The sequence below is a fragment of the Streptomyces sp. NPDC042259 genome, assembly GCF_055582085.1.
On record NZ_JBVJDW010000001.1, the window covers coordinates 25058 to 47074 of the forward strand.

The 22017-nt window shown below is 69.1% G+C and carries 24 protein-coding genes; 11 read left to right on the forward strand and 13 right to left on the reverse strand.

Annotated elements, in window-relative coordinates:
• Positions 1-5: 5 nt before the first annotated feature.
• Entirely contained in the window at positions 6-725 is a 720-nt protein-coding gene (gene fabG / locus ACZ6MA_RS00145) for a 3-oxoacyl-[acyl-carrier-protein] reductase (RefSeq protein ID WP_184730930.1), read from the reverse strand.
• Between the two features lie 334 nt (positions 726-1059).
• On the opposite strand from fabG, the gene ACZ6MA_RS00150 reads away from it, so the two are divergent.
• Entirely contained in the window at positions 1060-1884 is an 825-nt protein-coding gene (locus ACZ6MA_RS00150; RefSeq protein WP_469429779.1) for an alpha/beta fold hydrolase, read from the forward strand.
• Positions 1885-1942: 58 nt separating this feature from the next.
• Here the strand turns inward: ACZ6MA_RS00150 and ACZ6MA_RS00155 are convergent, their stop codons facing one another.
• From ACZ6MA_RS00155 to ACZ6MA_RS00180, 6 genes are all read right to left on the reverse strand, one after another.
• Positions 1943-2758: a DUF4037 domain-containing protein gene (locus ACZ6MA_RS00155; RefSeq protein ID WP_469429780.1), complete on the reverse strand. Its 816-nt coding sequence runs from the start codon at positions 2756-2758 to the stop codon at positions 1943-1945.
• Between the two features lie 104 nt (positions 2759-2862).
• Positions 2863-3339 (reverse strand): hypothetical protein, encoded by a 477-nt coding sequence (locus ACZ6MA_RS00160; RefSeq protein WP_469429781.1) that lies wholly within the window; start codon positions 3337-3339, stop codon positions 2863-2865.
• Positions 3340-3508: 169 nt separating this feature from the next.
• A complete protein-coding gene (locus tag ACZ6MA_RS00165; RefSeq protein WP_469429783.1) occupies positions 3509-4201 on the reverse strand; it encodes a hypothetical protein in 693 nt (230 codons plus the stop codon).
• A 219-nt stretch (positions 4202-4420) separates the two neighbouring features.
• Positions 4421-4903, reverse strand: a complete 483-nt coding sequence (locus ACZ6MA_RS00170; RefSeq protein WP_469429785.1) for an SMI1/KNR4 family protein — start codon at positions 4901-4903, stop codon at positions 4421-4423.
• Complete coding sequence (locus ACZ6MA_RS00175; RefSeq protein ID WP_469429786.1) at positions 4843-5241, reverse strand: hypothetical protein; 399 nt, start codon at positions 5239-5241, stop codon at positions 4843-4845. The genes ACZ6MA_RS00170 and ACZ6MA_RS00175 overlap by 61 nt, the downstream gene beginning before the upstream one ends.
• Positions 5242-6050: 809 nt before the next feature.
• Positions 6051-6518 (reverse strand): ATP-binding protein, encoded by a 468-nt coding sequence (locus ACZ6MA_RS00180; protein ID WP_469429787.1) that lies wholly within the window; start codon positions 6516-6518, stop codon positions 6051-6053.
• 191 nt (positions 6519-6709) lie between these two features.
• On the opposite strand from ACZ6MA_RS00180, the gene ACZ6MA_RS00185 reads away from it, so the two are divergent.
• From ACZ6MA_RS00185 to tyrS, 7 genes are all read left to right on the forward strand, one after another.
• Positions 6710-7576 (forward strand): helix-turn-helix domain-containing protein, encoded by an 867-nt coding sequence (locus ACZ6MA_RS00185; RefSeq protein WP_469429788.1) that lies wholly within the window; start codon positions 6710-6712, stop codon positions 7574-7576.
• Positions 7573-7794 carry a DUF397 domain-containing protein gene (locus ACZ6MA_RS00190; protein ID WP_469429789.1) on the forward strand — a complete coding sequence of 74 codons (222 nt, stop codon included), beginning with the start codon at positions 7573-7575 and terminating at the stop codon, positions 7792-7794. The genes ACZ6MA_RS00185 and ACZ6MA_RS00190 overlap by 4 nt, the downstream gene beginning before the upstream one ends.
• A 19-nt stretch (positions 7795-7813) precedes the next feature.
• Complete coding sequence (locus ACZ6MA_RS00195; protein WP_469429791.1) at positions 7814-8008, forward strand: DUF397 domain-containing protein; 195 nt, start codon at positions 7814-7816, stop codon at positions 8006-8008.
• Positions 8009-8030: 22 nt separating this feature from the next.
• On the forward strand, positions 8031-8225 hold the full coding sequence (locus ACZ6MA_RS00200) for a DUF397 domain-containing protein (RefSeq protein WP_469429792.1): 195 nt from the start codon (positions 8031-8033) through the stop codon (positions 8223-8225).
• A 123-nt stretch (positions 8226-8348) separates the two neighbouring features.
• Complete coding sequence (locus ACZ6MA_RS00205; protein ID WP_469429794.1) at positions 8349-9872, forward strand: TldD/PmbA family protein; 1524 nt, start codon at positions 8349-8351, stop codon at positions 9870-9872.
• An 88-nt stretch (positions 9873-9960) separates the two neighbouring features.
• Complete coding sequence (locus tag ACZ6MA_RS00210; RefSeq protein ID WP_469429795.1) at positions 9961-11364, forward strand: metallopeptidase TldD-related protein; 1404 nt, start codon at positions 9961-9963, stop codon at positions 11362-11364.
• 114 nt (positions 11365-11478) lie between these two features.
• Positions 11479-12891 carry a tyrosine--tRNA ligase gene (gene tyrS, locus ACZ6MA_RS00215; protein WP_469429797.1) on the forward strand — a complete coding sequence of 471 codons (1413 nt, stop codon included), beginning with the start codon at positions 11479-11481 and terminating at the stop codon, positions 12889-12891.
• Positions 12892-13201: 310 nt separating this feature from the next.
• On the opposite strand, the gene ACZ6MA_RS00220 is transcribed toward tyrS, so the two are convergent.
• Positions 13202-13483 (reverse strand): GlsB/YeaQ/YmgE family stress response membrane protein, encoded by a 282-nt coding sequence (locus ACZ6MA_RS00220; protein ID WP_469429798.1) that lies wholly within the window; start codon positions 13481-13483, stop codon positions 13202-13204.
• Between the two features lie 221 nt (positions 13484-13704).
• Here ACZ6MA_RS00220 and ACZ6MA_RS00225 point away from each other — a divergent pair, with 221 nt between their 5' ends.
• The gene (locus ACZ6MA_RS00225; protein WP_469431128.1) at positions 13705-14079 is read left to right on the forward strand and encodes a DUF3099 domain-containing protein; all 375 of its coding nucleotides are present in this window, start codon (positions 13705-13707) and stop codon (positions 14077-14079) included.
• Between the two features lie 216 nt (positions 14080-14295).
• A complete protein-coding gene (locus ACZ6MA_RS00230; RefSeq protein ID WP_184730904.1) occupies positions 14296-14520 on the forward strand; it encodes a hypothetical protein in 225 nt (74 codons plus the stop codon).
• Positions 14521-14791: 271 nt separating this feature from the next.
• Here the strand turns inward: ACZ6MA_RS00230 and moaA are convergent, their stop codons facing one another.
• The 3 genes from moaA to ACZ6MA_RS00245 all read right to left on the reverse strand — a co-directional run bounded on the left by moaA (position 14792) and on the right by ACZ6MA_RS00245 (position 17957).
• Positions 14792-15781, reverse strand: coding sequence for a GTP 3',8-cyclase MoaA (gene moaA / locus ACZ6MA_RS00235; protein WP_469431129.1), 990 nt, complete (start codon positions 15779-15781; stop codon positions 14792-14794).
• Between the two features lie 134 nt (positions 15782-15915).
• Positions 15916-17595 carry a solute symporter family protein gene (locus ACZ6MA_RS00240; RefSeq protein ID WP_469431131.1) on the reverse strand — a complete coding sequence of 560 codons (1680 nt, stop codon included), beginning with the start codon at positions 17593-17595 and terminating at the stop codon, positions 15916-15918.
• 8 nt (positions 17596-17603) lie between these two features.
• Entirely contained in the window at positions 17604-17957 is a 354-nt protein-coding gene (locus ACZ6MA_RS00245; RefSeq protein WP_469429800.1) for a DUF485 domain-containing protein, read from the reverse strand.
• 581 nt (positions 17958-18538) lie between these two features.
• Between ACZ6MA_RS00245 and ACZ6MA_RS00250 the strand changes: the two genes are divergently transcribed.
• Positions 18539-20083, forward strand: a complete 1545-nt coding sequence (locus ACZ6MA_RS00250) for a S8 family peptidase (protein ID WP_469429802.1) — start codon at positions 18539-18541, stop codon at positions 20081-20083.
• A gap of 79 nt (positions 20084-20162) precedes the next feature.
• Here the strand turns inward: ACZ6MA_RS00250 and ACZ6MA_RS00255 are convergent, their stop codons facing one another.
• Both ACZ6MA_RS00255 and ACZ6MA_RS00260 read right to left on the reverse strand, forming a co-directional pair.
• Entirely contained in the window at positions 20163-20909 is a 747-nt protein-coding gene (locus ACZ6MA_RS00255; RefSeq protein WP_469429803.1) for a lysoplasmalogenase, read from the reverse strand.
• Positions 20906-21877, reverse strand: coding sequence for a sterol desaturase family protein (locus ACZ6MA_RS00260; protein WP_469429805.1), 972 nt, complete (start codon positions 21875-21877; stop codon positions 20906-20908). The genes ACZ6MA_RS00255 and ACZ6MA_RS00260 overlap by 4 nt, the downstream gene beginning before the upstream one ends.
• Between the last annotated feature and the right edge of the window lie 140 nt (positions 21878-22017).

Below are 22017 nucleotides of genomic sequence, written 5' to 3' on the forward strand. Positions count from 1 at the left end.
GACGTTCAGTGACCCATGCCCAATCCGCCGTCGACAGGAATGACGGCTCCAGTGATGTATGCGGCCTCGTCGGAGGCGAGGAAGCGGACCGAGGCGGCGATCTCCTCGGGCTGCGCGTAGCGCGCGAGCGGAACCTGCTTCGTGATGCTCTCCCGCTGCTCGTCGCTGAGCACGCGGGTCATGTCGGTGTCGACGAAGCCGGGGGCGACGACGTTGACCGTGATGTTGCGGGAGCCCAGCTCGCGGGCGAGCGAGCGGGCGAAGCCGACCAGGCCGGCCTTGGAGGCGGCGTAGTTCGCCTGGCCCGCCGAGCCCAGCAGGCCCACGACGGACGAGATCAGCACGACACGGCCCTTGCGGGCGCGCAGCATGCCCTTCGAGGCGCGCTTGACGACGCGGAAGGTGCCCGTGAGGTTGGTGTCCACCACGGAGGTGAAGTCTTCCTCGGACATGCGGAGCAGCAGCTGATCGCGGGTGACGCCGGCGTTGGCCACCAGCACCTCGACCGCGCCCTGCTTCTCCTCGATCTCCTTGTACGCCTGCTCGACCTGCTCCGGGTCCGTGATGTCGCACTTCACGGCGAGGCAGCCCAGGTCGGTGAGCTCGGCCGGCGGCTCACCCGACCGGTAGGTGAAGGCGACCTTGTCGCCGGCCTCCGCGAAGGCACGGGCGATGGCGAGGCCGATGCCCCGGTTTCCTCCGGTGACGAGAACCGAGCGGCTCAAAGGATCACCCTTCCGTTTCCATGTGCATAGGTCGTGCTCGACTACACCGAAACGTATCGGTAGAGGTCACCAAAGAGACACTCGACCTGCGACAGGGGGGACCGGCAGTCACTGTTGGATCTCTACAGAAGTGTGGGGGCAGGGCGCGCGGGGCGGGGGCGGGGGCCGCCGGAGCGGTCTGACGTGATGGTGACCGTCGTCACCCTGTCGCCACGGGGGCGAACGGTGGGGGCGCGTACGGGCGCGCCGAGAACGCGGGGGTTCCACGCGGTGGCGCGTGGAGGGGGCCGGCACGCCTGCCGCCGAAGGCCCTGGCCCCGTAGCCTGTGGGGTTGTGACGGACGCCCCGGAGGCCGGCACGCTGGCGGTGCCGCGTGCGGAACTGTACTTCGAAGTGCGCGGTACGGGACCGCTGTTGTTGCTGGCGCCGGGCGGTTCCTTCGATGCCTCGGTCTTCACCGGTCTGGCCACCGCCCTCGCGGCGGAGTACCGCGTCGTGACCTACGATCCCCGTGGCATTTCCCGCAGCGGGCTCGACGGACCGCCCGTGGAGGGCGACCGGTGGCTCGAGGTGAACACCGACGACGCGCGCCGTCTCCTCGACCACATCGCCGGGGCCGACGAGCCCGTCCGGGTCTTCGGCAGTTGCTCGGGCGGCCTGGTCGCGCTCGAACTGGCGGCGCGCCACGCGGACCGCGTCCGTGCGACGGTCGTGCACGAACCGCCCGCGATGGGGCTCCTACCGGACGCCGGGCACCATCTGGCCTTCTTCGAAGACGTCCACGAGGTGTTCCTCCGCGAGGGTGCCGCACCGGCTCTGCGCAGGCTCAAGGCCGCCTTCGGGGGCGTTCCGGCGCCGACGCTGCCCGAGGTGCGGGACAACGACGCCTTCTTCCTCGCCCATGTCATGCGGCCGTCCACCCGGTGCGTCCCCGACGTCGCCGCGCTCGCGCGGGTGGCGGACCGGGTCACGGTGGCCGGCGGCAGCGACTCCCGCACCCATCTCATCCATCGCCCGGCGAGCCTTCTTGCGGAACGGCTGGGGAAGCAACTGGTGATGTTCCCGGGCGCGCATGCCGGCTACGCGAAATATCCGACGGGGTTCGCCCGACGACTCGTCGAAGTGCTCCGTGCGGGGACGCCGCCGCGGGCATCGTGACGGATGGTGGCTGGCGCGCGGGACGCTCCGTGGAGCCCGTTCAGCCCGTTCAGCCCATTCAGTCCGTGAGATTCGCCAACACCTCGGCGGCGAGCCGATCCGCGTCGTCGAGTGCGACCGCGAGCCGGTCCGGGGTGGTACCGACCGCGTCGAACAGGGCGTGGGCACGGACGGAGAAGTCCGCCGGGGAGGCCGGGAGCGGTCCGGCTGCCGCGACGGCTCCCTTCTCGTTGAGGACCCAGCGCCCGGCATGGGCGTGCAGCGCGTGCATGAGGAGCCCGACGACCCGGAACAGACAGCCCGCGACGTAGAAGGAGTCCCCGCGCGCCGCGCCCTTGCGGGCGATGGCCAGGGTGAACGGCGCTTCCCAGCGGGCCTGAGCGATCAGCGCTTCACGCAGCGGCCGCGGGTACGAGCCGGTCCGTGCCCGCAGGTCGGCCAGTTCCCCGGTCGGGTCGGCGAGGATGCGGCCGACGGCCAACTCCCCGACGTAGGCGTGCGAGTACACCCCCAGTGGATGGCCGGCCTGGGTGCCCACCTCGAACTGCCCGGCCTGGCACTCGCGCCAGACGCGGTGCACGCGATCCAGATCGCGGTAGATCCAATCGACCTGCACCCCATCGACGGTCAGCCAGCCACCCCCATCCACCCACGGCCCCCACCCCCCGGGCTCGGTCACCTCGACGGCACCCCCGGTCACCTCGACGGCGAGCCGCCGCAGCGCGGCGGTGTCCAACGGCGCCCGGTAATAGAGCCCCAGGTCGTAATCGGACTCGGGCCGATGCGTCCCACTCGCCCGACTGCCCCCGAGACACACCCCGACCACGCCATCGACGGCGGCGAGCTTGCTGGCGATCGTCATCAACTGATCCATGCAGCGAGCTTGCCGATGCGACTGGGGGCCGACAAGCGGATTACGAACCCGGTCCGCTCACGCGACGGCTCGCTGCCGCGGAGGCCCGGGGGCAGCCTCCGCCATCAGTCGCTCTGCCGAGACTCCTCATCCTGCTGAGCTGCACCCGATTGAGGAACCAGGGGCACCGGCATCACCACCGTGGCGAACACCACTTGGGCTGCCACCTGAATCAGCAACTCTTCCGGAATATTGCTGAACAGGAGAAACCAGGTGGGCAACAGGATCAGAGCGGTCACCATGGCCCTGAAAGCCGGTGGATTCATATCATGGCGAGACAGACTTGTCAGGAGAATGATGAAGATCGACGGAAGCCCGATGAACAGGAAAAGGGTGAGGCCCTCCGCGAGGTAAGAAAACAGCGACTCCCGCAACGGGAGATTATCGAGATAGCCAGCCGAGTCATGACTCGTCTCTCGCGGTGCCACCAAACCGATGACTACCCAGGCCAAGGCGTAGACCGCCAGATATGAGAGCACACAGCGAGCGATCCGCCAGGGCACACCCTCTCGCCACGCTTTCGACTGGCGAACGACCACCACTCAATCCCTTCCGTACGTCGCGGTTGGAAAATGCCGGGCAGTTCGACACAGCCGAGGAACCCCAACCCGAAGGATCAGCTTGAACAGGCACCACACTGGAAGGGCTCACGAACCGGACGGGCGTGGAAGCTCGCGGTATTCGTCGAGGAGGCCGGGCAACGCAAAGTGCTCAAGACCGGACGGCAGAGAACTCCACTGCGACGAGCAGAGCAGCCACGAGCAGAGTCAGTACTCCCCCGGTCAGACGCCAGCCGCTGATCTCGCGCACGCTAACCCCGGTTCGCCTGCGCAAGGCCCATAGCGGTGTCGGTTCCGACCAGAGGTAGACCAGGAACCCCGAGCCCCCGAGCAAGCAGGCCCAGAGCCAGTAGCCGCGATGACTAAGGCGCTGCGGCTTTCGAAATGCGATGCGCGCAACGATCGCCATGCAGCATAGATACACGGCCCACCGAAGCCACCACTCCGGGATCGCCCTAAAATACAGAACCGGCACGAAGAGCGATAGTGCGCCGATTTCGCCCACCGGATCGGCCCGCTTGACATTCAGACGCTTCCCGCCAGGCACAGCCAATCCACTTACGGCAGCCTCAGCTGCCGCAGCAACATCCGGGTTCCTCTCTAGACCCCCAGACCCATAGACGGCCTCTTTCTCTCGAAACGGGCCTGTAGACCACCTGACGGTAGCTTCTCCCAGGTCACTGGCATACACATAGACGTCTCCGACCTCCCCTTTCCCTGCGTCATGACGCAGAGCGGATAGAGTGGATGCCTCCGGCGACAGATTGCTCATGGCAGCCATAAAGCCCATCAACATCAAGGCCAGTACCGCAGTGCGCAACACCCGCGCCATCGCTTCCTTCACTTGCGCATCATAATTTGTCGCGCTTCGCACGTACCCCACCGAACAAGGTGCCGCCCCTGAGCCAAGGGCCTTTCAACCACGCACACATCGGCCTCTACGCCCACGTCCGACTCCGCCTCCAACGCCAAGCCACCGACGCTCTAGGCAGCGTCCTCAGCCTGTGCTCCGGCGGCCGAATGAATGCGCCTACCAGCTCCTTGCGACTAGATCATGTCGAACCTAATCAAGCGAACTGCAAGGAACAAGCCGCGCGAGGAACTCGCCAAACGACTGAGCCACCCGCCGAGGGATTCGGTCCTCATCGATGTATGCGACGGTAGGTTCCCCCTTGGGGCCGCACTCGGAATAGTCGAGCATTACGGTGTCATGCCCTGCGGAAGGCGTATCGCAAATCACTACACCGATATTTGGATACTTCCACTCGGTGATCAAGTAGGAGCTTCCCCTACCGGATGATGAGTCGATACCCCACGCCCCTCCGATTCCCCGAATCCCACTGATCTCGAAATGATCGTCAGCCCAGGACGTCGGAAACGGGGTGGGATAGCAGAGATTTCGCGAGGTTCCACCGTTCCGCAAGAGCAGTACGTCGACGTAGCTGCGGGGCAGGCGGACACCTAGGTCCTCCTCCGCTCGACGGATCATGTCGTCGTCGAGCGGAGGCCCCGTGTAGTAGTTGCTATCTTCGAATAGCTCTGCCATAAGAATCCTCCGGTATGCCCAGTGTCGGCATGCGCCTGCCTCAGGATGTCTGTCGTGTCGACCGCGGTGAGTGTGTGCGGCTGGGGCTTGCCGGCGGCGGGGTAGGTGTAGGTCCGCTTGGTGTCCTTGGCCGTGTTGCCGCCGGTGTCGTGCCGCGTGTCGGTGAGGCGGTTGCCGGTCTTGACGTACGTGTAGGAGTTCCAGTACGGGGCCGAGCCGTCGATGAGGTTGTCGACCGGGGCACCCGCGCGGGCCGGAGTGGACTGGGTCCACTCGCCGGTGGCATGGCGCAGGTAGTCGCAGGTGAAGCACTGAGCGTCCGAGCCGTCGGGGGCCACGTCGGAGATGGCGCGGACGTTGCCGGTCTCGTCGTAGGTAGCGGAGACCAGCTGACTACGGTCGTCGAAGTGCTGGTGGTGGTGCCCTTGTCCGGGTCCGTGCTGGAGATCTGTCGGCCCAGCTGGTCGTACCCGTACGACCAGGAATTGCCCGCGGGCGTGTAGCCGTTGCGGGTGACGTCAGCGTCCGCGTCGGTGCTGCGAGTGTGCAGCTGCTGCAGTTCCTTTGTCTGGCCACGGGCGTCGATCACGGTCGTGGCCGCGGTTGAACCGGCGTGCCGTCCGGTCCGTCCATATGTGGCCCGGACGAGCCGGGTAACGCTTGATCCGCTGCCGCTTCCGGAACCATCCCTACGGTCAAGGCCAAGCCCATTCCGCAAGCGACGGCGCCGCCGAATGCGCGCTTGCGCGCACGACGAAACATCCCCCCAGCCCTCCCCAGAGCCGAACGTGAAGACCACGTAAAGGTCTTGGGGAGTGAACGTAGAGTAAAACCGACCATGTGGTCTACAACTTTGGAACCGGACTTACGGTCTCATGCCCGTCAATACCGCCCATCCCCCGACGTGCCATAGGTCACATTGGTCCGCACCAGGGAACTTCCTCCGCGCCTTCGCCGCGCGGCGAGCAGTGAGGCAGAAGCACCGGCTCGGGTGGCCGGGTGGCGCGCGGCAGGCCCGTCGGCCGGTGGCAGACCTCGCCTCCGCGAGCCGCCTTCAGGAGGCGGTCCGACGTACGTACCAGCCGGAACGCAAGCGCTGCCAGGACGGCGGCAGTCGCCGTGAGCAGCGGGCCTTTCGCGGCCCGCATCAGCCGTGCCCGCCATCGCATCGAGGCACCCGGCAGCAGATCATTTTGCCGATCGGCGACCAGAACACCCGCCACTCCGGGGCCAGCAGATCGAGCAGAACCAGCCCGCGCCCGGACTCGGCGTCACGGTCGTTCAGGGCGACATCCTTGCGGTTGGGCATGCGCAGCGGTTCGGGGTCGTGGACGTTCACCACGACGCCGGGCGGCATGACGTCCACCTCCACGACGACGGGGACGAAGTCCCCGCAGACCCGGACCGCGTTCCCCACGAGTTCGGAGACGACGAGCCGGGCGGCTTCCACGGTCTCCTCGCCGATCCCGAATCTGGTCAGGGTCCTGACCGTCAACTCGCGTACGCGGCGAAGGTGTTCTTCCGTGACGTTGAGATGGACGGCGAACCCTCGCGGACGCGCCCGCCGGTAGTAGCCGGGTGTGGAGAGTGCGTTGACATCGACTGTGGCGCGCATAACGCCTCCTGCCTGCGGCTAGCCGCACGGGGTCTGATGCGGTGACGCCATGTGGTCGTGACCTGACCATGGGTGGCGGCAGATTGGATGGTGCACCTTTCCTGCCCGAGGTAGCAAGCTTCCGACTCGAACGAGTGAAATGCGCCCAACGGGCTTACTGTTGCGTCGAGTTAGGGTGCCAAACTCGACGTATGCCCAACTCTCCCGTGGTTCCCACCGTCCGTCGCCGACGTCTCGGTGCAACGCTCAAGCGGCTGCGCAAGGCAGCCGGGCTGACACTCGACGAGGCCGCAAGCGCTATGGGCTGGATCGGCCCGAAGATGTCGAAGATCGAGAATGCAGCCCAGTCGATCCGCCCCATGGACGTCGTCACATTGCTCAAGCTGTACGGAGTCGACGACCCGGAGATGTCCACCGCTCTTGAGAACCTTGCCCGGGACGCCGGCAAGAAGGGCTGGTGGCAGACGTACAGCGGGATCGTCTCGGCCTCCTACGCCGACTACATCTCCCTGGAATCCGATGCCGAGCAGATCTACGAGTGGTCACCCATGCTCATCCCCGGATTGCTCCAGACCTCGGCGTACGCGCGGGAGACCATGACCGGGGCGACTACATCTCGCACCCCGCAAGAGGTTGCCGCCCTCGCCGAACTTCGCCTGGCCCGGCAATCCGTACTCACCCGTCACAGCAAGCCGCTTGAACTCTGTGCTGTCGTTCACGAGGCCGCGCTCCACCAGCGCTTCGCCCTACGTCCTGCCACGATGCGCGAACAACTTCGCAGGCTGCTCGACACCACAGACATGCCCAACGTCACCTTCCAGCTGGTACCGCTGGAGTCGGACGCTCATCCCGGCATGTTGGGCGGATTCACTCTCGCGGCCTTTCCGGCTCCGACTCCGGACGTTGTGCTACTGGAGAACCTCTGTGGCGCGACGTACGTTGAAGGCGACGACGCGATTCCCTTCGCCAAGGCGTTCGAGCGCATCCGCGCTACGGCCCTGTCGGCGGAGGACTCGCTCGCGCGGATCGCCGAGATGGAAGAAGGGCACCGAAAGTGAACGACTCCGAGTCGGATCTCCACACCCGCGACCTCTCCCACGCCGTGTGGCGCAAGTCCTCTGCCAGCGGACCGGAGCACAACTGCGTCGAAGTCACCGACCTGGCCAACGGCGCCGTCGCGATACGCGACTCCAAGGACACCCACAGAGCCCCACTCCGCTTCAACGCCGTCGAGTGGGCAGCGTTCCGTCGAGGCCTCATATCTGGCGAACTCTGACATCCCTGAGAGAGCCTGCATGAGCAACCACCGGGAACCGGCGTGGCGCAAGTCTTCCGCCAGCGGCGGGGAAGGCAACTGCGTCGAAGTCGCCGACCTGGCAGACGGCGGCGTTGCGATACGGGATTCCAAGGCCACCGAACGGCACCCCCTCCTCTTCGACGCTCCCGGATGGGCGGCATTCCGCCAAAGCGTCATATCCGGCGAACTCTGACATACGCCCCTGAGGAGACCGCATGAGTGACAACCGGCAATCGGCATGGCGTAAGTCGTCCGCTAGCGCTGCGGAGAACGACTGCGTCGAAGTCGCCGACCTGGCAACCGGCGGAGTCGCCATACGCGACTCCAAGGACACCCACAGAACCCCCCTCCGCTTCAACGCCCCCGCGTGGTCCGCCTTCCGCCAAGGCCTCGTATCCGGCGATATCTGACCTGGCCCCGCCACCCCGTGAAACGGCCGCCGCGCCCGCGCGCACGGGCGCGGCGGCCGTTATCGCGTGTACGCCGACACCGGCAAACGGCATGATTCTCTCGACGACCATCGGGAGGACCCTGTGCCCCATTCCATCGACGAATCATTCCTTGCGCTGCCCCTGCGCCCATTGGCCGACGCGGCTCTCGCTCGCGCCCGCGCGCTGGGGGCCGAGCACGCGGACTTCCGCTTCGAGCGGGTGCGCAGCGCGTCCTGGCGGTTGCGGGACGCCCGGCCCGCCGGTACCTCCGACGACACCGACCTGGGGTACGCGGTACGGGTGGTGCACGGCGGGACCTGGGGGTTCGCGTCGGGGGTGGATCTGACGATGGACGCGGCGGCCCGGGTGGCGGGTCAGGCCGTCGCGATGGCGAAGCTGTCGGCGAAGGTGATCGCGGCGGCCGGTTCCGACGAGCGGGTGGAGCTGGCGGACGAGCCGGTACACGAGGAGCGGACCTGGGTCTCCTCGTACGAGATCAACCCCTTTGACGTGCCCGACGCCGACAAGAGCGGGCTGCTCGCCGAGTGGAGTGCGCGGCTGCTGGCAGCCGACGGCGTGGCGCACGCGGACGCGACGCTGATGACCGTGCAGGAGAACAAGTTCTACGCGGACTCCGCCGGCACGACGACCACCCAGCAGCGGGTACGGCTGCACCCGCAGCTGACGGCGGTGGCCGTGGACCCGGCCACGGGCGAGTTCGACTCCATGCGCACCCTCGCGCCGCCGGTGGGCCGGGGCTGGGAGTATCTGACGGGCACCGGCTGGAACTGGGACGCCGAGCTGGCCGAGATGCCGTCGCTGCTGGCGGAGAAGATGCGCGCGCCGAGCGTGCGGGCGGGCTCGTACGACCTGGTGGTCGACCCGTCCAATCTGTGGCTGACGATCCACGAGTCGATCGGGCACGCCACCGAGCTGGACCGGGCGCTGGGCTACGAGGCCGCGTACGCGGGCACCTCGTTCGCGACCTTCGACCAGCTGGGCAGCCTCAAGTACGGCTCGAAGATCATGAACGTGACCGGTGACCGGACCGTCGAGCACGGCCTCGCGACCATCGGCTACGACGACGAGGGCGTTGCCGCCCAGTCCTGGGACCTGGTCAAGGACGGCGTCCTGACCGGGTACCAGCTGGACCGGCGCATCGCGAAGCTCACCGGTTTCGAGCGTTCCAACGGGTGCGCGTTCGCCGACTCGCCCTCGCACGTGCCCGTGCAGCGCATGGCGAACGTGTCGTTGCGGCCGGCGCCGGACGGCCCGTCGACGCAGGAGCTGATCTCCGGCGTCGAGAACGGGATCTACGTTGTCGGCGACCGGTCGTGGTCCATCGACATGCAGCGCTACAACTTCCAGTTCACCGGGCAGCGCTTCTTCAAGATCGAGAACGGTCGGCTGGCCGGGCAGCTGCGCGATGTCGCCTACCAGGCGACCACCACGGACTTCTGGGGCTCGATGGCGGCCGTGGGCGGCCCGCAGACCTATGTCCTGGGCGGTGCGTTCAACTGCGGCAAGGCCCAGCCCGGGCAGATCGCCGCCGTCTCGCACGGCTGCCCGTCCGCCCTCTTCCAGGGCGTCAACATTTTGAACACCACGCAGGAGGCCGGTCGATGAGCCAGCGCGAGCACCAGGGAACCGGCCGGGGGTCCGGGGGTTGCCCCCCGGGTCAGCACAGCCTTAACACCACGCAGGAGGCCGGTCAATGAACTCGCGTCAGCACAAGCCCCACGAGATCGTCGAGCGCGCCCTGGAGCTTTCCCGCGCGGACGACTGCGTCGTCATCGCGTCCGAGCGGTCCACCGCCAATCTGCGCTGGGCGGCCAATTCGCTCACCACCAACGGCGTCACCCGGGGCCGTACCGTCACCGTGATCGCGACCGTCGACGGCACCGAGGGCACGGCCTCCGGTGTCGTCTCCCGCTCGGCCGTCACGGCCGCCGAGCTGGAGCCGCTGGTCCGGGCGGCCGAGGCCGCCGCCCGGGACGCGGGGCCGGCCGAGGACGCCCAGCCGCTGGTCACGGGCGTGCCGCAGTCCCCCGCCTTCACCGAGGCGCCCGCCGAGACGTCCTCGGCGGTCTTCGACGACTTCGCCCCGGCGCTCGGCGAGGCCTTCGCCCGCGCCCGGGCCGAGGGGCGCGAGCTGTACGGCTTCGCCCACCACGAGGTCGACTCCAGCTACCTGGGCACGTCCGCCGGGCTGCGGCTCCGCCACGACCAGCCCACGGGCACCCTGGAGGTCAACGCCAAGTCCCCGGACCGCGCGCGCTCGGCGTGGGCCGGCCGTTCCACCCGGGACTTCCGCGATGTGGACCCGGCGGCGCTCGACGCCGAGCTGGCGCGGCGGCTCGCCTGGGCCGAGCGGCGGGTCGAGCTGCCCGCCGGGCGGTACGAGACCCTGCTGCCGCCGACGGCCGTCGCCGATCTGCTGATCTACCAGCAGTGGTCGGCGGCGGCCCGGGACGCGGCGGAGGGCCGTACGGTCTTCTCCCGGCCCGGCGGTGGCACCCGGGTCGGCGAGAAGCTCTCGGGGCTGCCCCTGACGCTGCGCAGTGATCCCCGGGAGCCCGGGCTGGAGTGCGCGCCGTTCGTGCTGGCGAGCAGCTCGGGCGACGACGCGTCGGTCTTTGACAACGGTCTTCCGCTGGCGCCCACGGAGTGGATCCGGGACGGGGTGCTGGAGCACCTGCTCACCACCCGCCACAGCGCCGGGCTGACGAACCTGCCGGTCACGCCGTTCACCGACAACCTGATCCTGGACGCGGGCGGCACCCGCTCGCTGGAGGAGATGGTCGCGGCGAGCGGCCACGACGGGCCGGCCCTGCTGCTGACCTGCCTGTGGTACATCCGCGAGGTCGACCCGGCGTCGCTGCTGCTGACCGGGCTGACCCGGGACGGGGTGTATCTGGTGGAGAAGGGCGAGGTCACCGCCGAGGTCAACAACTTCCGCTTCAACGAGTCCCCGGTGAGCCTGCTCGGCCGGGCCACCGAGGCGGGGCGCACCGAGCCGACGCTGCCGCGTGAGTGGGGTGACTACTTCACCCGGGCCGCGATGCCCGCGCTGCGGATCCCGGACTTCAACATGAGCTCCGTCAGCCAGGGGGTGTGACCGCCGGGGCGCGGGGCCGGTCCGGAGGGACCCAATAGACTGGCCCCCGTCCTTTCACCGATTTTTTCCTTTTCCCGTCCCTTTCCGTCAGTCCCACCGATCCTCAGGAACGTCATGACACGCCTCGGCGAATCCGTCGCCCGCGCCAGCGAGATCCTCGCGCAGGACCTCTCCTCCGACCAGACCGTGCAGCGGCTGCTCACGGAGACGGGCTCGCGGCGCTATCTCGACCTGACGGATCTGTCGGCACAGGAGCAGGCCGAGCTGATCGCCGCCCGTGCCGTCGAGGTGCTGCCGGGCGTGGAGAAGCTGGCCCGGCGCATCGAGGAGCGCCGGGCGGCGGGCAAGGGCCTGCACATCAAGCTGGGCATCGACCCGACGGCCGCCGATGTGCACCTCGGGCACACCGTGCCGATGATCGTCCTCAGCCGCTTCCAGCGCATGGGGCACGACGTCACGCTGCTCATCGGCGACTTCACCGCCAAGATCGGTGACCCGACGGGCCGTACGGCGGAGCGCCCGCCGCTGACCGACGACGACATCGCGGCGAACCTGGCGGGATACCGCGAGCAGGTGCGGCCGTTCTTCGACTTCGAGAAGGTCCGTTTCCGGCAGAACAGCGAGTGGCTGGCGCCCTACACCTTCCCCGAGCTGCTCGGGCTGATGTCCCAGGTGCCGGTCTCGCAGTTGCTGCAGCGCGAGGACTTCCGCACCCGGCTGGCCGCCGGCTCCGGGCTGACCATGTCGGAGCTGCTCTACCCGATCGCCCAGGGCCTCGACTCGGTCGCGCTGGACTGCGACGTCGAGCTGGGCGGCGCCGACCAGCTGCTCAATCTGCAGATGGGCCGCAAGCTCATGGAGCTGCGGGGCCAGAACCCGCAGCTCGTCGTCACGATGCCGCTGATCGAGGGCACGGACGGCACGGGCGCGAAGATGTCCAAGTCCAAGGGCAACTACGTCGGGCTGAGCGCGCCCGCCGACGATGTGTTCGGCAAGATCATGTCGGTGCCGGACCGGCTGATGGAGCCGTACCTGCGGGCCTGGACGGAGTGGACGGACGCCGAGATCGCGGCGGTCACCCGCCGGATCGAGGAGAAGTCGCTGCACCCGATGGACCTCAAGAAGGTCCTGGCGGGTGAGGTCGTGGCGGCGCTGTACGGCGTCGAGGCGGCGATGGCGGCGCGCGCCGGGTTCGTCGCGCAGTTCTCGAAGAAGAGCTTCACCGATGTCGAGACGCTGCCGGTGGTGGAGCTGGCCGAGCACGGCGCGGAGGCGGCGACGACGGTGCTCAGCAAGGTGCTGGAGTTCCAGCCCAGCGCCTCGGCGGCCCGCCGGGTCGCCAAGCAGAACGGGCTGCGGCTGATCGTGGAGTCCGCCGCCGGGCAGGAGGCGGTCGTGCTGGCCGAGGCCGAGGCGATCCGCCCGCTGGGCGAGGTGGTCGCGGAGACGCTGACGAAGCTGGCCGCCTCCGGTGACGGCGTGACGGTGTACCTCAAGGCCGGGCGGAAGATCGCCGAGCTGCGTTAGCCCTTCCGGCGGATCGTGGCGTGCGGACCTCCGCTGCGCGGCGGTGTCCTCAAGCGCCGGACGGGCTGCTGTGCTGTGTCCTCAAGCGCCGGACGGGCTGGTTGTGGCTGAGCGCAGCCACATCAAGCCCGTTGGGGGCACCTCTCAGCGGTCGCTGGGGGAGATTGAGGACGCGCCCGCAGGGCGCTCGTCGCCGCAGGCGGCATTGACGGGACCGTGACGGTCACCAGTCACCAGGCAGGCCGTGGGCGGCCGTGCGTCGCACGGCCGCCCTCGGCTTTCCCCGCCTGGACCCGCTCAGGGGCTCGGCTCAGGCGGCGCGGCGGTTGCCTCCGCCGCGCATTCCGACCCACAACCGGTCACCGACCGCGACGATGATCACCGCGCCGACCAGTTGCAGCAGGTGCCGGCCCCAGTCGACGCCCTTGGTCTCGTTGATGCCCAGCCCGGTGGCCGCCCAGTTGCCGAGAACGCTGCCGATCATGCCGCAGATAATCGTCAACCAGATCGGGATCTGCTGTTTGCCCGGCAGGATCGCCTTGGCGATCAGACCCAGGACCAGACCGACGATGATGGCCCACAACCAGCTCATGTCGCCTCCTTCGGGGCGCGATGTGGCGTGCTCCGCCATTTTGGGGCCGCCACCCGTACGGCGCACGTCGGAGCGGCCCGTACGGCGTATGACGGCAACGGTGAGGGGAGGGGCGCGCGGCGGCGGGCACCCGCTCTCGTATCGGTCCGGGGCGCGGCGTAACGTTGAAGAGGTCCTGGACACGGGGGCCGTCGGTCCAGCGGGCGGATGGGTGGAACATGATGCGGAAGCACGGTGAAACGGCGGTATTCCGGATCACCGGGGCGCGGCAGGGCCTCGCCGAGGACGTGCGCGGCCGTCAGCGCCGGTATGTGATCTCGATGCTCATCCGGACCCTTTCGGTGATACTCACCGTGGTGCTGTGGAATATCGAGCGCCATGTGGCCATCGGCACGCTGATCCTGGGCGCGCTGTTGCCCTATGTGGCGGTCGTGATCGCCAACGCGGGCCGGGAGAACGCCCCTTCGCTGCCCGGTACGTTCGTTCCGGCGCCGACCCGCCCGGTTCTGATGTCGGGCCCGACACACAGTGGCGCGGAATCCTTCCCGGAAGGAAAACCTTCCGGCCGGACTGATCAAGCCCGTGACCACGGCTGATACGGCGAACACGAAAAAACAGCCGGCCGGGTCGTCTGCAAAGCTCAAGAAAAGCTCAGATCAATCATGTGGTTCGGTGCCCTGTGGCAGGCACCCCGTGACATACTTCGTAAGCGCTCCGCATCCCCCGTCGGAGCGACAGACCGACGCCGGGCGGCTCCCCCCGTGGCTGCCCGGCGTCGCCATGTCCGGCCGGGCTTGATTACAGTCGGCGGGATGAACTCCCCTGATACAGCCGTGATCTGTTCCGCCAAGGGCTGCCGTGCCGCGGCCGTGTGGGTACTGGCGTGGAACAACCCCAAGCTGCACACCCCCGAGCGACGTAAGACCTGGCTCGCCTGCGAGGAACACCGCGAACACCTGTCCAACTTTCTGGATCTGCGCGGTTTTCTCAAAGACGTGGTCACGCTGGAGGAGTGGGAGGCTTCCCCTCACCATTAGCTTGCGCTATAAATCCGCCACTCATGGATAAGGCGGCCTTTGGCCGGGCAATTACCCGGTGATATTCGGCCCTCCGACGATCGTGCCTCTCGCCTGGCCGGCGGCCCCGGGCTGCGAGCCGTCTTTGCCGCCTCTCGCCTGGCCGGCGGTCCTGGGCTGCGAGCCGTCTTGGCCGCCTGCGGCGGCGGGGCGCCCTGCGGGCGCGTCCTCAAACGCCGGATGGGCTCGATCGAGCCCGCTGGGGAAGATTGAGGACGCCGCCGGGCAGGCGCTAGCCCCCGATCGCCGACATCGGGCGTTGCGGCTGGAGGAAGGCGGGGTCGTCCAGGCCCGAGCCGGGTTTTTTGGTCGTGGTCGCCAGTCGCCACAGCCGGGCGATCTCCTCGTCGGTGGCGCCGGAGCGCAGGGCGCCGCGCAGGTCCGACTCCTCGCGCGCGAACAGGCACGTACGGATCTGGCCGTCGGCGGTCAGGCGGGTCCGGTCGCAGGCCGCGCAGAACGGGCGGGTGACGGAGGCGATGACGCCGACGCGGGCCGGGCCGCCGTCGACGAGCCAGCGCTCGGCGGGGGCGGCGCCGCGCTCGTCCTCGGCCTCTGGGGTGAGGTCGAAGCGGGTCCGCAGGCTGCTCAAGATGGTCTCGGCGGTGATCATCCCGTCGCGCTTCCAGCCGTGCTGGGCGTCGAGCGGCATCTGCTCGATGAAGCGCAGTTCGTAGTCGTGCCGCACGGCCCAGGCCAGCAGGTCGGGTGCCTCGTCGTCGTTGAGGCCGGGCATCAGGACGGCGTTGACCTTGACGGGGGTCAGGCCCGCGGCGTGCGCGGCGGCGAGGCCGTCCAGCACGTCCTGGTGGCGTTTGCGCCGGGTCAGGGTCGCGAAGACCTCGGGGCGCAGCGTGTCGAGGGAGACGTTGACGCGGTCCAGCCCGGCCGCCTTGAGCGCCTCGGCGGTGCGACCGAGGCCGATGCCGTTGGTGGTGAGGGACAGCCGGGGGCGGGGAGTGAGTGCCGCGCAGCGCTCGACGAGGCCGACGAGGCCGGGGCGGAGCAGGGGTTCGCCGCCGGTGAAGCGGACCTCGGTGACACCGAGGTCGGTGACGGCGATGCGGACGAGGCGGACGATCTCGTCGTCGGTGAGCAGGTCCGGCTTGGCGAGCCACTGCAGTCCCTCTTCGGGCATGCAGTAGGTGCAGCGCAGATTGCACCGGTCGGTCAGGGAGACGCGCAGGTCCGTGGCCACGCGACCATAGGTGTCGATGAGCACGGCGGGCCCCTCCCGGGACTGGAACGGTAGTTCGTTCAATTGTTCCGCAGCGTACGCGATGACTTTGGGCTTCAACAGTTCGTTGAGGCCGGGCTGCGGACCGGTCCCGGGAGGGGCCGCCGGGGCGGGAGGTGTCAGTGCGCTCCGAAACCGGTCAGGGAACGGACCTCCAGTTCGGCGTACTTCTTCGCGTCCGGAGTCTCCCGGGAGAGCAGCGACCCCAGCCAGCCGAGCAGGAAGCCGAGCGGGATCGAGACCAGGCCCGGGTTGGCGAGGGGGAAGTAGGCAAAGTCCATGCCGGGGAAGAGGGCCTTCTCGCTGCCGGAGAGGACCGGGGAGAAAATCACCAGGGTGACGGAGGAGATCAGCCCGCCGTAGATCGACCAGAGGGCGCCCTGGGTGGTGAAGCGCTTCCAGAAGAGGCTGTAGAGGATCGTCGGGAGGTTGGCGGAGGCCGCGACGGCGAAGGCGAGGGCGACCAGGGCGGCCGCGTTGAGCCGGTGGGCGAAGATACCCAGCACGATGGAGACCGCGCCGATGGCGACGGCCGCGAACTTCGCGGTGAGGATCTCCTCCTTCTCGCTCGTCTTCCCCTTGCGGATGACGTTGGCCCACAGGTCGTGGGCGAAGGACGCCGAGGAAGCGAGGGTGAGCCCCGCGACCACCGCGAGGATCGTCGCGAAGGCGACGGCGGAGATCACGGCGAGCAGGATCGCGCCGCCGGTGGAGCCCGCGCCGCCGCCGATCTCCTGGGCGAGCAGCGGCGCGGCGGTGTTGCCGGACTCGTTGGACGCGGTGATCGCCTTGGGGCCGACCAGGGCGGCGGCCCCGAAGCCGAGGGCGATGGTCATCAGATAGAAGGCGCCGATGATGCCGATGGCCCAGTTCACCGACTTACGGGCGGCCTTGGCGGTGGGCACGGTGTAGAAGCGGATCAGGATGTGCGGCAGGCCGGCCGTGCCGAGGACGAGCGCGAGGCCGAGCGAGATGAAGTTGAGCTTGGAGGTGCCGTCCTTGCCGTACTGGAGGCCCGGTTCCAGGAAGGCCTTGCCCTTGCCGCTCTCCTTGGCCGCTTCACCGAGAAGAGTGGAGATGTTCCAGTTGAACTTGGTGAGCACGAGGACGGTGATGAGCAAGGTGCCCGCGATGAGCAGGACGGCCTTGACGATCTGCACCCAGGTCGTGCCCTTCATGCCGCCGATGGTCACGTAGAGCACCATCACGACGCCGACCAGGGCGATGATCCAGCGCCTGGAGCCCTCGCCGGTGGCGCCGAGCAGCAGCGCGACGAGCGCTCCCGCGCCGACCATCTGAGCGAGCAGGTAGAAGATCGAGACGACGATGGTGGAGGTGCCGGCGGCGGTGCGTACGGGCCGCTGCTTCAGGCGGTAGGCGAGCACGTCGGCCATGGTGAAGCGGCCGGAGTTGCGCAGCGGCTCGGCGACGAGCAGCAGGGCGACGAGCCAGGCGACGAGGAAGCCGATGGAGTACAGGAAGCCGTCGTAGCCGAAGAGCGCGATGGCGCCGGCGATGCCGAGGAAGGACGCGGCGGACATGTAGTCGCCGGAGATGGCCAGGCCGTTCTGGAAGCCCGTGAAGGACCGGCCGCCCGCGTAGAAGTCGGTGGCGTCCTTCGTCTGCCGGCCCGCCCAGACGGTGATGGCGAGGGTCGCGGCGACGAAGACGGAGAACAGCGTGATGATCAGGGTGCGGTGGTCGCTCGCGGCCGCGGCGGCGAGCGGCTGGGCCAGGAACAGGCCCGGGGCCGGGTCGGCGCTCGCGGCGGAACCGATTCCGCTGCCGATCGCGGTCATGACGGTGCTCACTTCGAGGCCTCCAGACCGGCCTTGAGGGCCTCGGCCTTGGGGTCGGTCTTGGCGGCGGCGTGCCGGGAGTACCACCAGGCGATCAGGAAGGTGGTGAGGAACTGGGCCAGGCCGAAGACGAAGGCGATGTTGATGTTGCCGACCACGGTGGTGCCCATGAACGCGCCCGCGAAGTTGGAGAGCAGGACGTACAGCAGGTACCAGGCGACGAAGGCCACCGTGAGCGGGAAGGCGAAGGACCGGTGGGACCGGCGCAGTTCACCGAATGCGGCGCTCGACTGGACCTTGGTGAAGCGGTCGGCGCAATCGGGTTCGTCCGGCTCCTGGGTGATGGTCGGTGCGGTGTCCACGGTCTCTCCTGATGAGGGGGTGCGAGGCGCGAGCCGTCAGCGGTGGCCCGGAGGTCGGTCCGGGCTTGTGATCCGGATCACGCATCGTAGAGGGGTGCCGTGGTATTGCGACAGAGGGGTGATCGTCGAATTTGACATCAGCCGCCGTTTGAGGCAATACCGCCCGCCCGCCGTGTCGTTGACCTTCATGTGAGCACTGCGCCGCCTCCTCCCCCGCCGCCCGGTCGACGCCCGTTCGGAATCGTCAGGCTGACGGAGCCGATAGCGGCGGTGCGGACCGGCCGGCCGGCCGCCGTCCCGACGGCCGGGCGCTGGTACGGGCCGCGGGTGCCGCTGCCACCGCTGAGCATCGACGCGCTGCGCGGCCCGGGCGGCCCTTTCTGAGGAACCGGCTCCGGTTCCGCTCCCCTATCTGACGCCACGTCATCCATGGCGGCACGGCGGCGACCTGACGATTTCTCCCTGCCTTTGTTCCCGGAATTCATTGCCGGGGGCCGGAGATCGGCGCTAGCTTCACTCGTCATGTACCCGTCCGTGTGCGGCCTGCGCCCGGGCGGTTTTACGGATGATGTGGAGAACCCATGGCTCATCTGCGCTCCAGACGGCGTCACGCCCTGCTGGCCGTCCCCGTCGGACTGGCGCTCACCGCGTCGCTCGGCTTCCTGCCCGGCGCGGCCGCCGCGGCCCCGCAGGGGACGTTCGCGGTACAGGCCCCCCTCACCACGGACGGCCCGCTGCTGTCGTACGTGGTCAACACGGACACCGCCCGCGGCACGGTCGCGAAGGTGAAGAAGGCCGTCACCCAGGCGGGTGGCAGCATCGTGGCGTCCTACGACCGGATCGGCGTCATCGTCGCCCACTCCAAGAACCCCGAGTTCGGCAAGACCCTGCGTGCCGTACCGGGTGTGACGTCCGCGGGCGCCACCCGCACCGCCCCGCTCGCCCCCGCGGCCACCACCGATGTCGGCAAGCCCGAGAAGGTGAAGCTGCCGAAGGCCGTCGCCCAGGGCGCGGCCCGCTCGGCCACCGCCGGTACGGAGCCGCTGGAGGGCCTTCAGTGGGACCTCGCCGCCATCAAGGCGGACAAGGCCGCGAAGGTCAACCCGGGCAGCAGGAACGTCACGGTCGGCGTCATCGACACGGGCGTGGACGACACCCACCCGGACCTCAAGCCGAACTTCTCCCGCGGCCAGTCGGCCAGCTGCGTCACCGGCAAGGCGGACACCCGGCCCGGCGCCTGGCGCCCGTTCGACCCGGCCGAGGACTACCACGGCACGCACGTGGCCGGTTCGATCGCCGCCGCCCGCAACGGTGTCGGCGTGGCCGGCGTCGCGCCCGGCGTGAAGGTCTCCGCCATCAAGGTCAGCCAGGACAAGACCGCGCTGTTCTACGCGGAGAGCGTCGTCTGCGCCTTCGTCTTCGCCGCCGACCACGGCATAGCCGTGACGAACAACAGCTACTACGTCGACCCGTGGCTCTACAACTGCGACGACGACCCGGACCAGAAGGCGATCCGCGAGTCCGTCGGCCGGGCCGCGAAGTACGCCCAGGACAAGGGCACGATCAACGTCGCCTCGGCGGGCAACTCCGCGCACGACCTGGCGTCCAAGGAGATCAGCGACGCCACCAGCCCCAACGACACCACCCCCGTGCCGCGGAAGATAGACCCCTCGAAGTGCCTCGACGTACCGGCCCAGCTGCCGGGCGTCGTCACGGTCGCGGCCACCGGCGTGAAGTCGCTGAAGTCGTACTACTCCAACTACGGCCAGGGCCAGATCGACGTGGCCGCCCCCGGCGGCGACCGCTACCAGGTGCCGGGGCTGCCCGCCAAGGACGGCCGCATCCTCTCCACGATGCCGGGTGGCGACTGGGCCTACCTCCAGGGCACCTCGATGGCCGCCCCGCACGTGGCCGGTGTCGCGGCGCTGCTGAAGAGCACGCACCCCAAGTCGAGCCCGCAGGAACTCCAGTGGCTCCTGAAGGCCCAGGCCGACAACCCGGGCTGCCCGACGGGGTACGACCCCGACGGTGACGGCAAGATCGACGCCACGTGTGTCGGTACGCAGCACGTCAACAGCTTCTACGGCTACGGCATCGTCGACGCCTTGGACGCGGTCCAGGACTGACCCGGCGCCCGTCCGGCGGATCCTCGACCGCGGGCGGTCGCCTGCCGCCTGCGGCGGCCAGCGCCCTGCGGGCGCGTCCTCAATCGCCGGACGGGCTGGTTCTGGCCGGACTCGTGCGCTTGGCCTGTCCGGCGTTCGACGACACAGCACAGCAGCCCGTCCGGCGCTTGAGGACATCGCCGTGCGGTGGGGTGCGGGGCGCCGGGCCCGTCGTCCCCTCCGTCAGGAGATACTGCGCGGCGAGATACGTGAGCATGATCCACAACTGGGGGGCGGGCGCCTGCGGCCAGTCGGCGAGGCCGGTCGCGATGAGCGTGTCCGACAGCAGGAACAGCGCACCGCCCGCGCCCGCCCGCGCCCCCGCGCGGGTCGCGCCGAGTGCCATCGCCGTCAGCAGCAGGCTGTATCCGGCGACGGGCACCCGCAGCGCCGCCTCCACGTCGGGCCACAGCAGCAGGACGACCATCAGCCAGCCGGCCCCGTAGCCGCCCGCCAGGACGTACCGGCGCGCCCCGCCCGTCGCTTCGTACCGGGTGAAGAGCGTGAGGTAGCAGACGTGCCCGGCCGCGAACGAGCCCATGCCCAGCAGGAAGGCGGTCTCGCCGCCGATCTGCAGCAATGAGTCGCCACCGCAGCCGAACAGCAACGCGCCGACGAGCGGACGGGGCCCGCCGCAAGCGAGGGCGCGGGCGGCGAGCAGCGGCATCAGGACCGGTTTGGTGAACTGGGCGACGGCCGGGGCGCCGACGGCGAGCGCGCACAGGTGGACGACCGCGACGGCGGCGAAGACGATCAGCAGGACACGGGGGGTGCGCGGGCCTCTCACGCGGCGTGCTCGGGGGCGGCGGCCCGGGAGCCGGGCGCCGGCGCGCCGGCGGGCGGCGCCTCCCCGGACACCGGCGCGCCCCCGGAAGCCGGTGCGCCCTCGGTGGGTGCCTCGTCACCGGCGGGTGCGAGCCGGGCCGGCTGCCATCCCGGTCCCCGGAACACCCGCCCGGCCCGCTCACGCCAGCTCCGCGCCGCCCGCAGATCACGGGCGATGGCGGCGTACTCGTGCGTGGCGACGCGCAAGGGGTTGTAGGTGTCGATGTTCTTCGTCAGACCGTAGACCGGACGTTCCCCTTCCGGCACGAAGGAGCCGAAGAGCCGGTCCCAGACAATCAGGATGCCGCCGAAGTTGCGGTCCAGATAGCCGCCCTGCGAGGCGTGGTGCACCCGGTGGTGGGACGGCGTGTTCAGGACGTACTCGAAGGGCCGGGGCAGCCTGCCGACCCGCTCGGTGTGCACCCAGAACTGGTAGACGAGGTTCGCCGACGAGCAGAACGCCACCGCCGCCGGGTGCACGCCCAGCGCGATCATCGGCACATAGAACGGCCACACCGTCAGAGAGGTCCACGGCTGGCGCAGGGCGGTGGTGAAGTTGAACTTCCGGCTGGAGTGGTGCACCACGTGGCAGGCCCACAGGATCCGGACGACGTGGTGCCCCCGGTGTGACCAGTAGTAGAAGAAGTCCTGTGCCAGCAGCATCAGCGGCAGCGTCCACCACAGCACGGGGACGCGCAGCGGTGTGAGTTCGTAGATCCCGGCGTAGACCGCGACGATCGGGATCTTCCACAGCGCGTCGAAGGCCAGGCTGCCGAGGCCCATGCCGATGCTGGTGGCCGCGTCCTTCGCGGCGTAGCCCGCGGCGCCGCTCTCCTCGGCGGGGTGCAGCCGGTAGCTCACCAACTCCACCGCGGTGAGCAGGACGAAGGCCGGTATGGACCACAACACGACATCGGGAAGGTGCGGCATGGCCGCACCATAAACGCGCCACGGGCCGTGCCGCTAGGGGTTGTTACCGTTGGGTACCGGTCAGTGTTACCCCGGGTTCCCCCCGGCGTGGCGCCGACGGCCGCAAGGGGGCGGGAGCCGGCGCCGACAGGCCGTCGGCG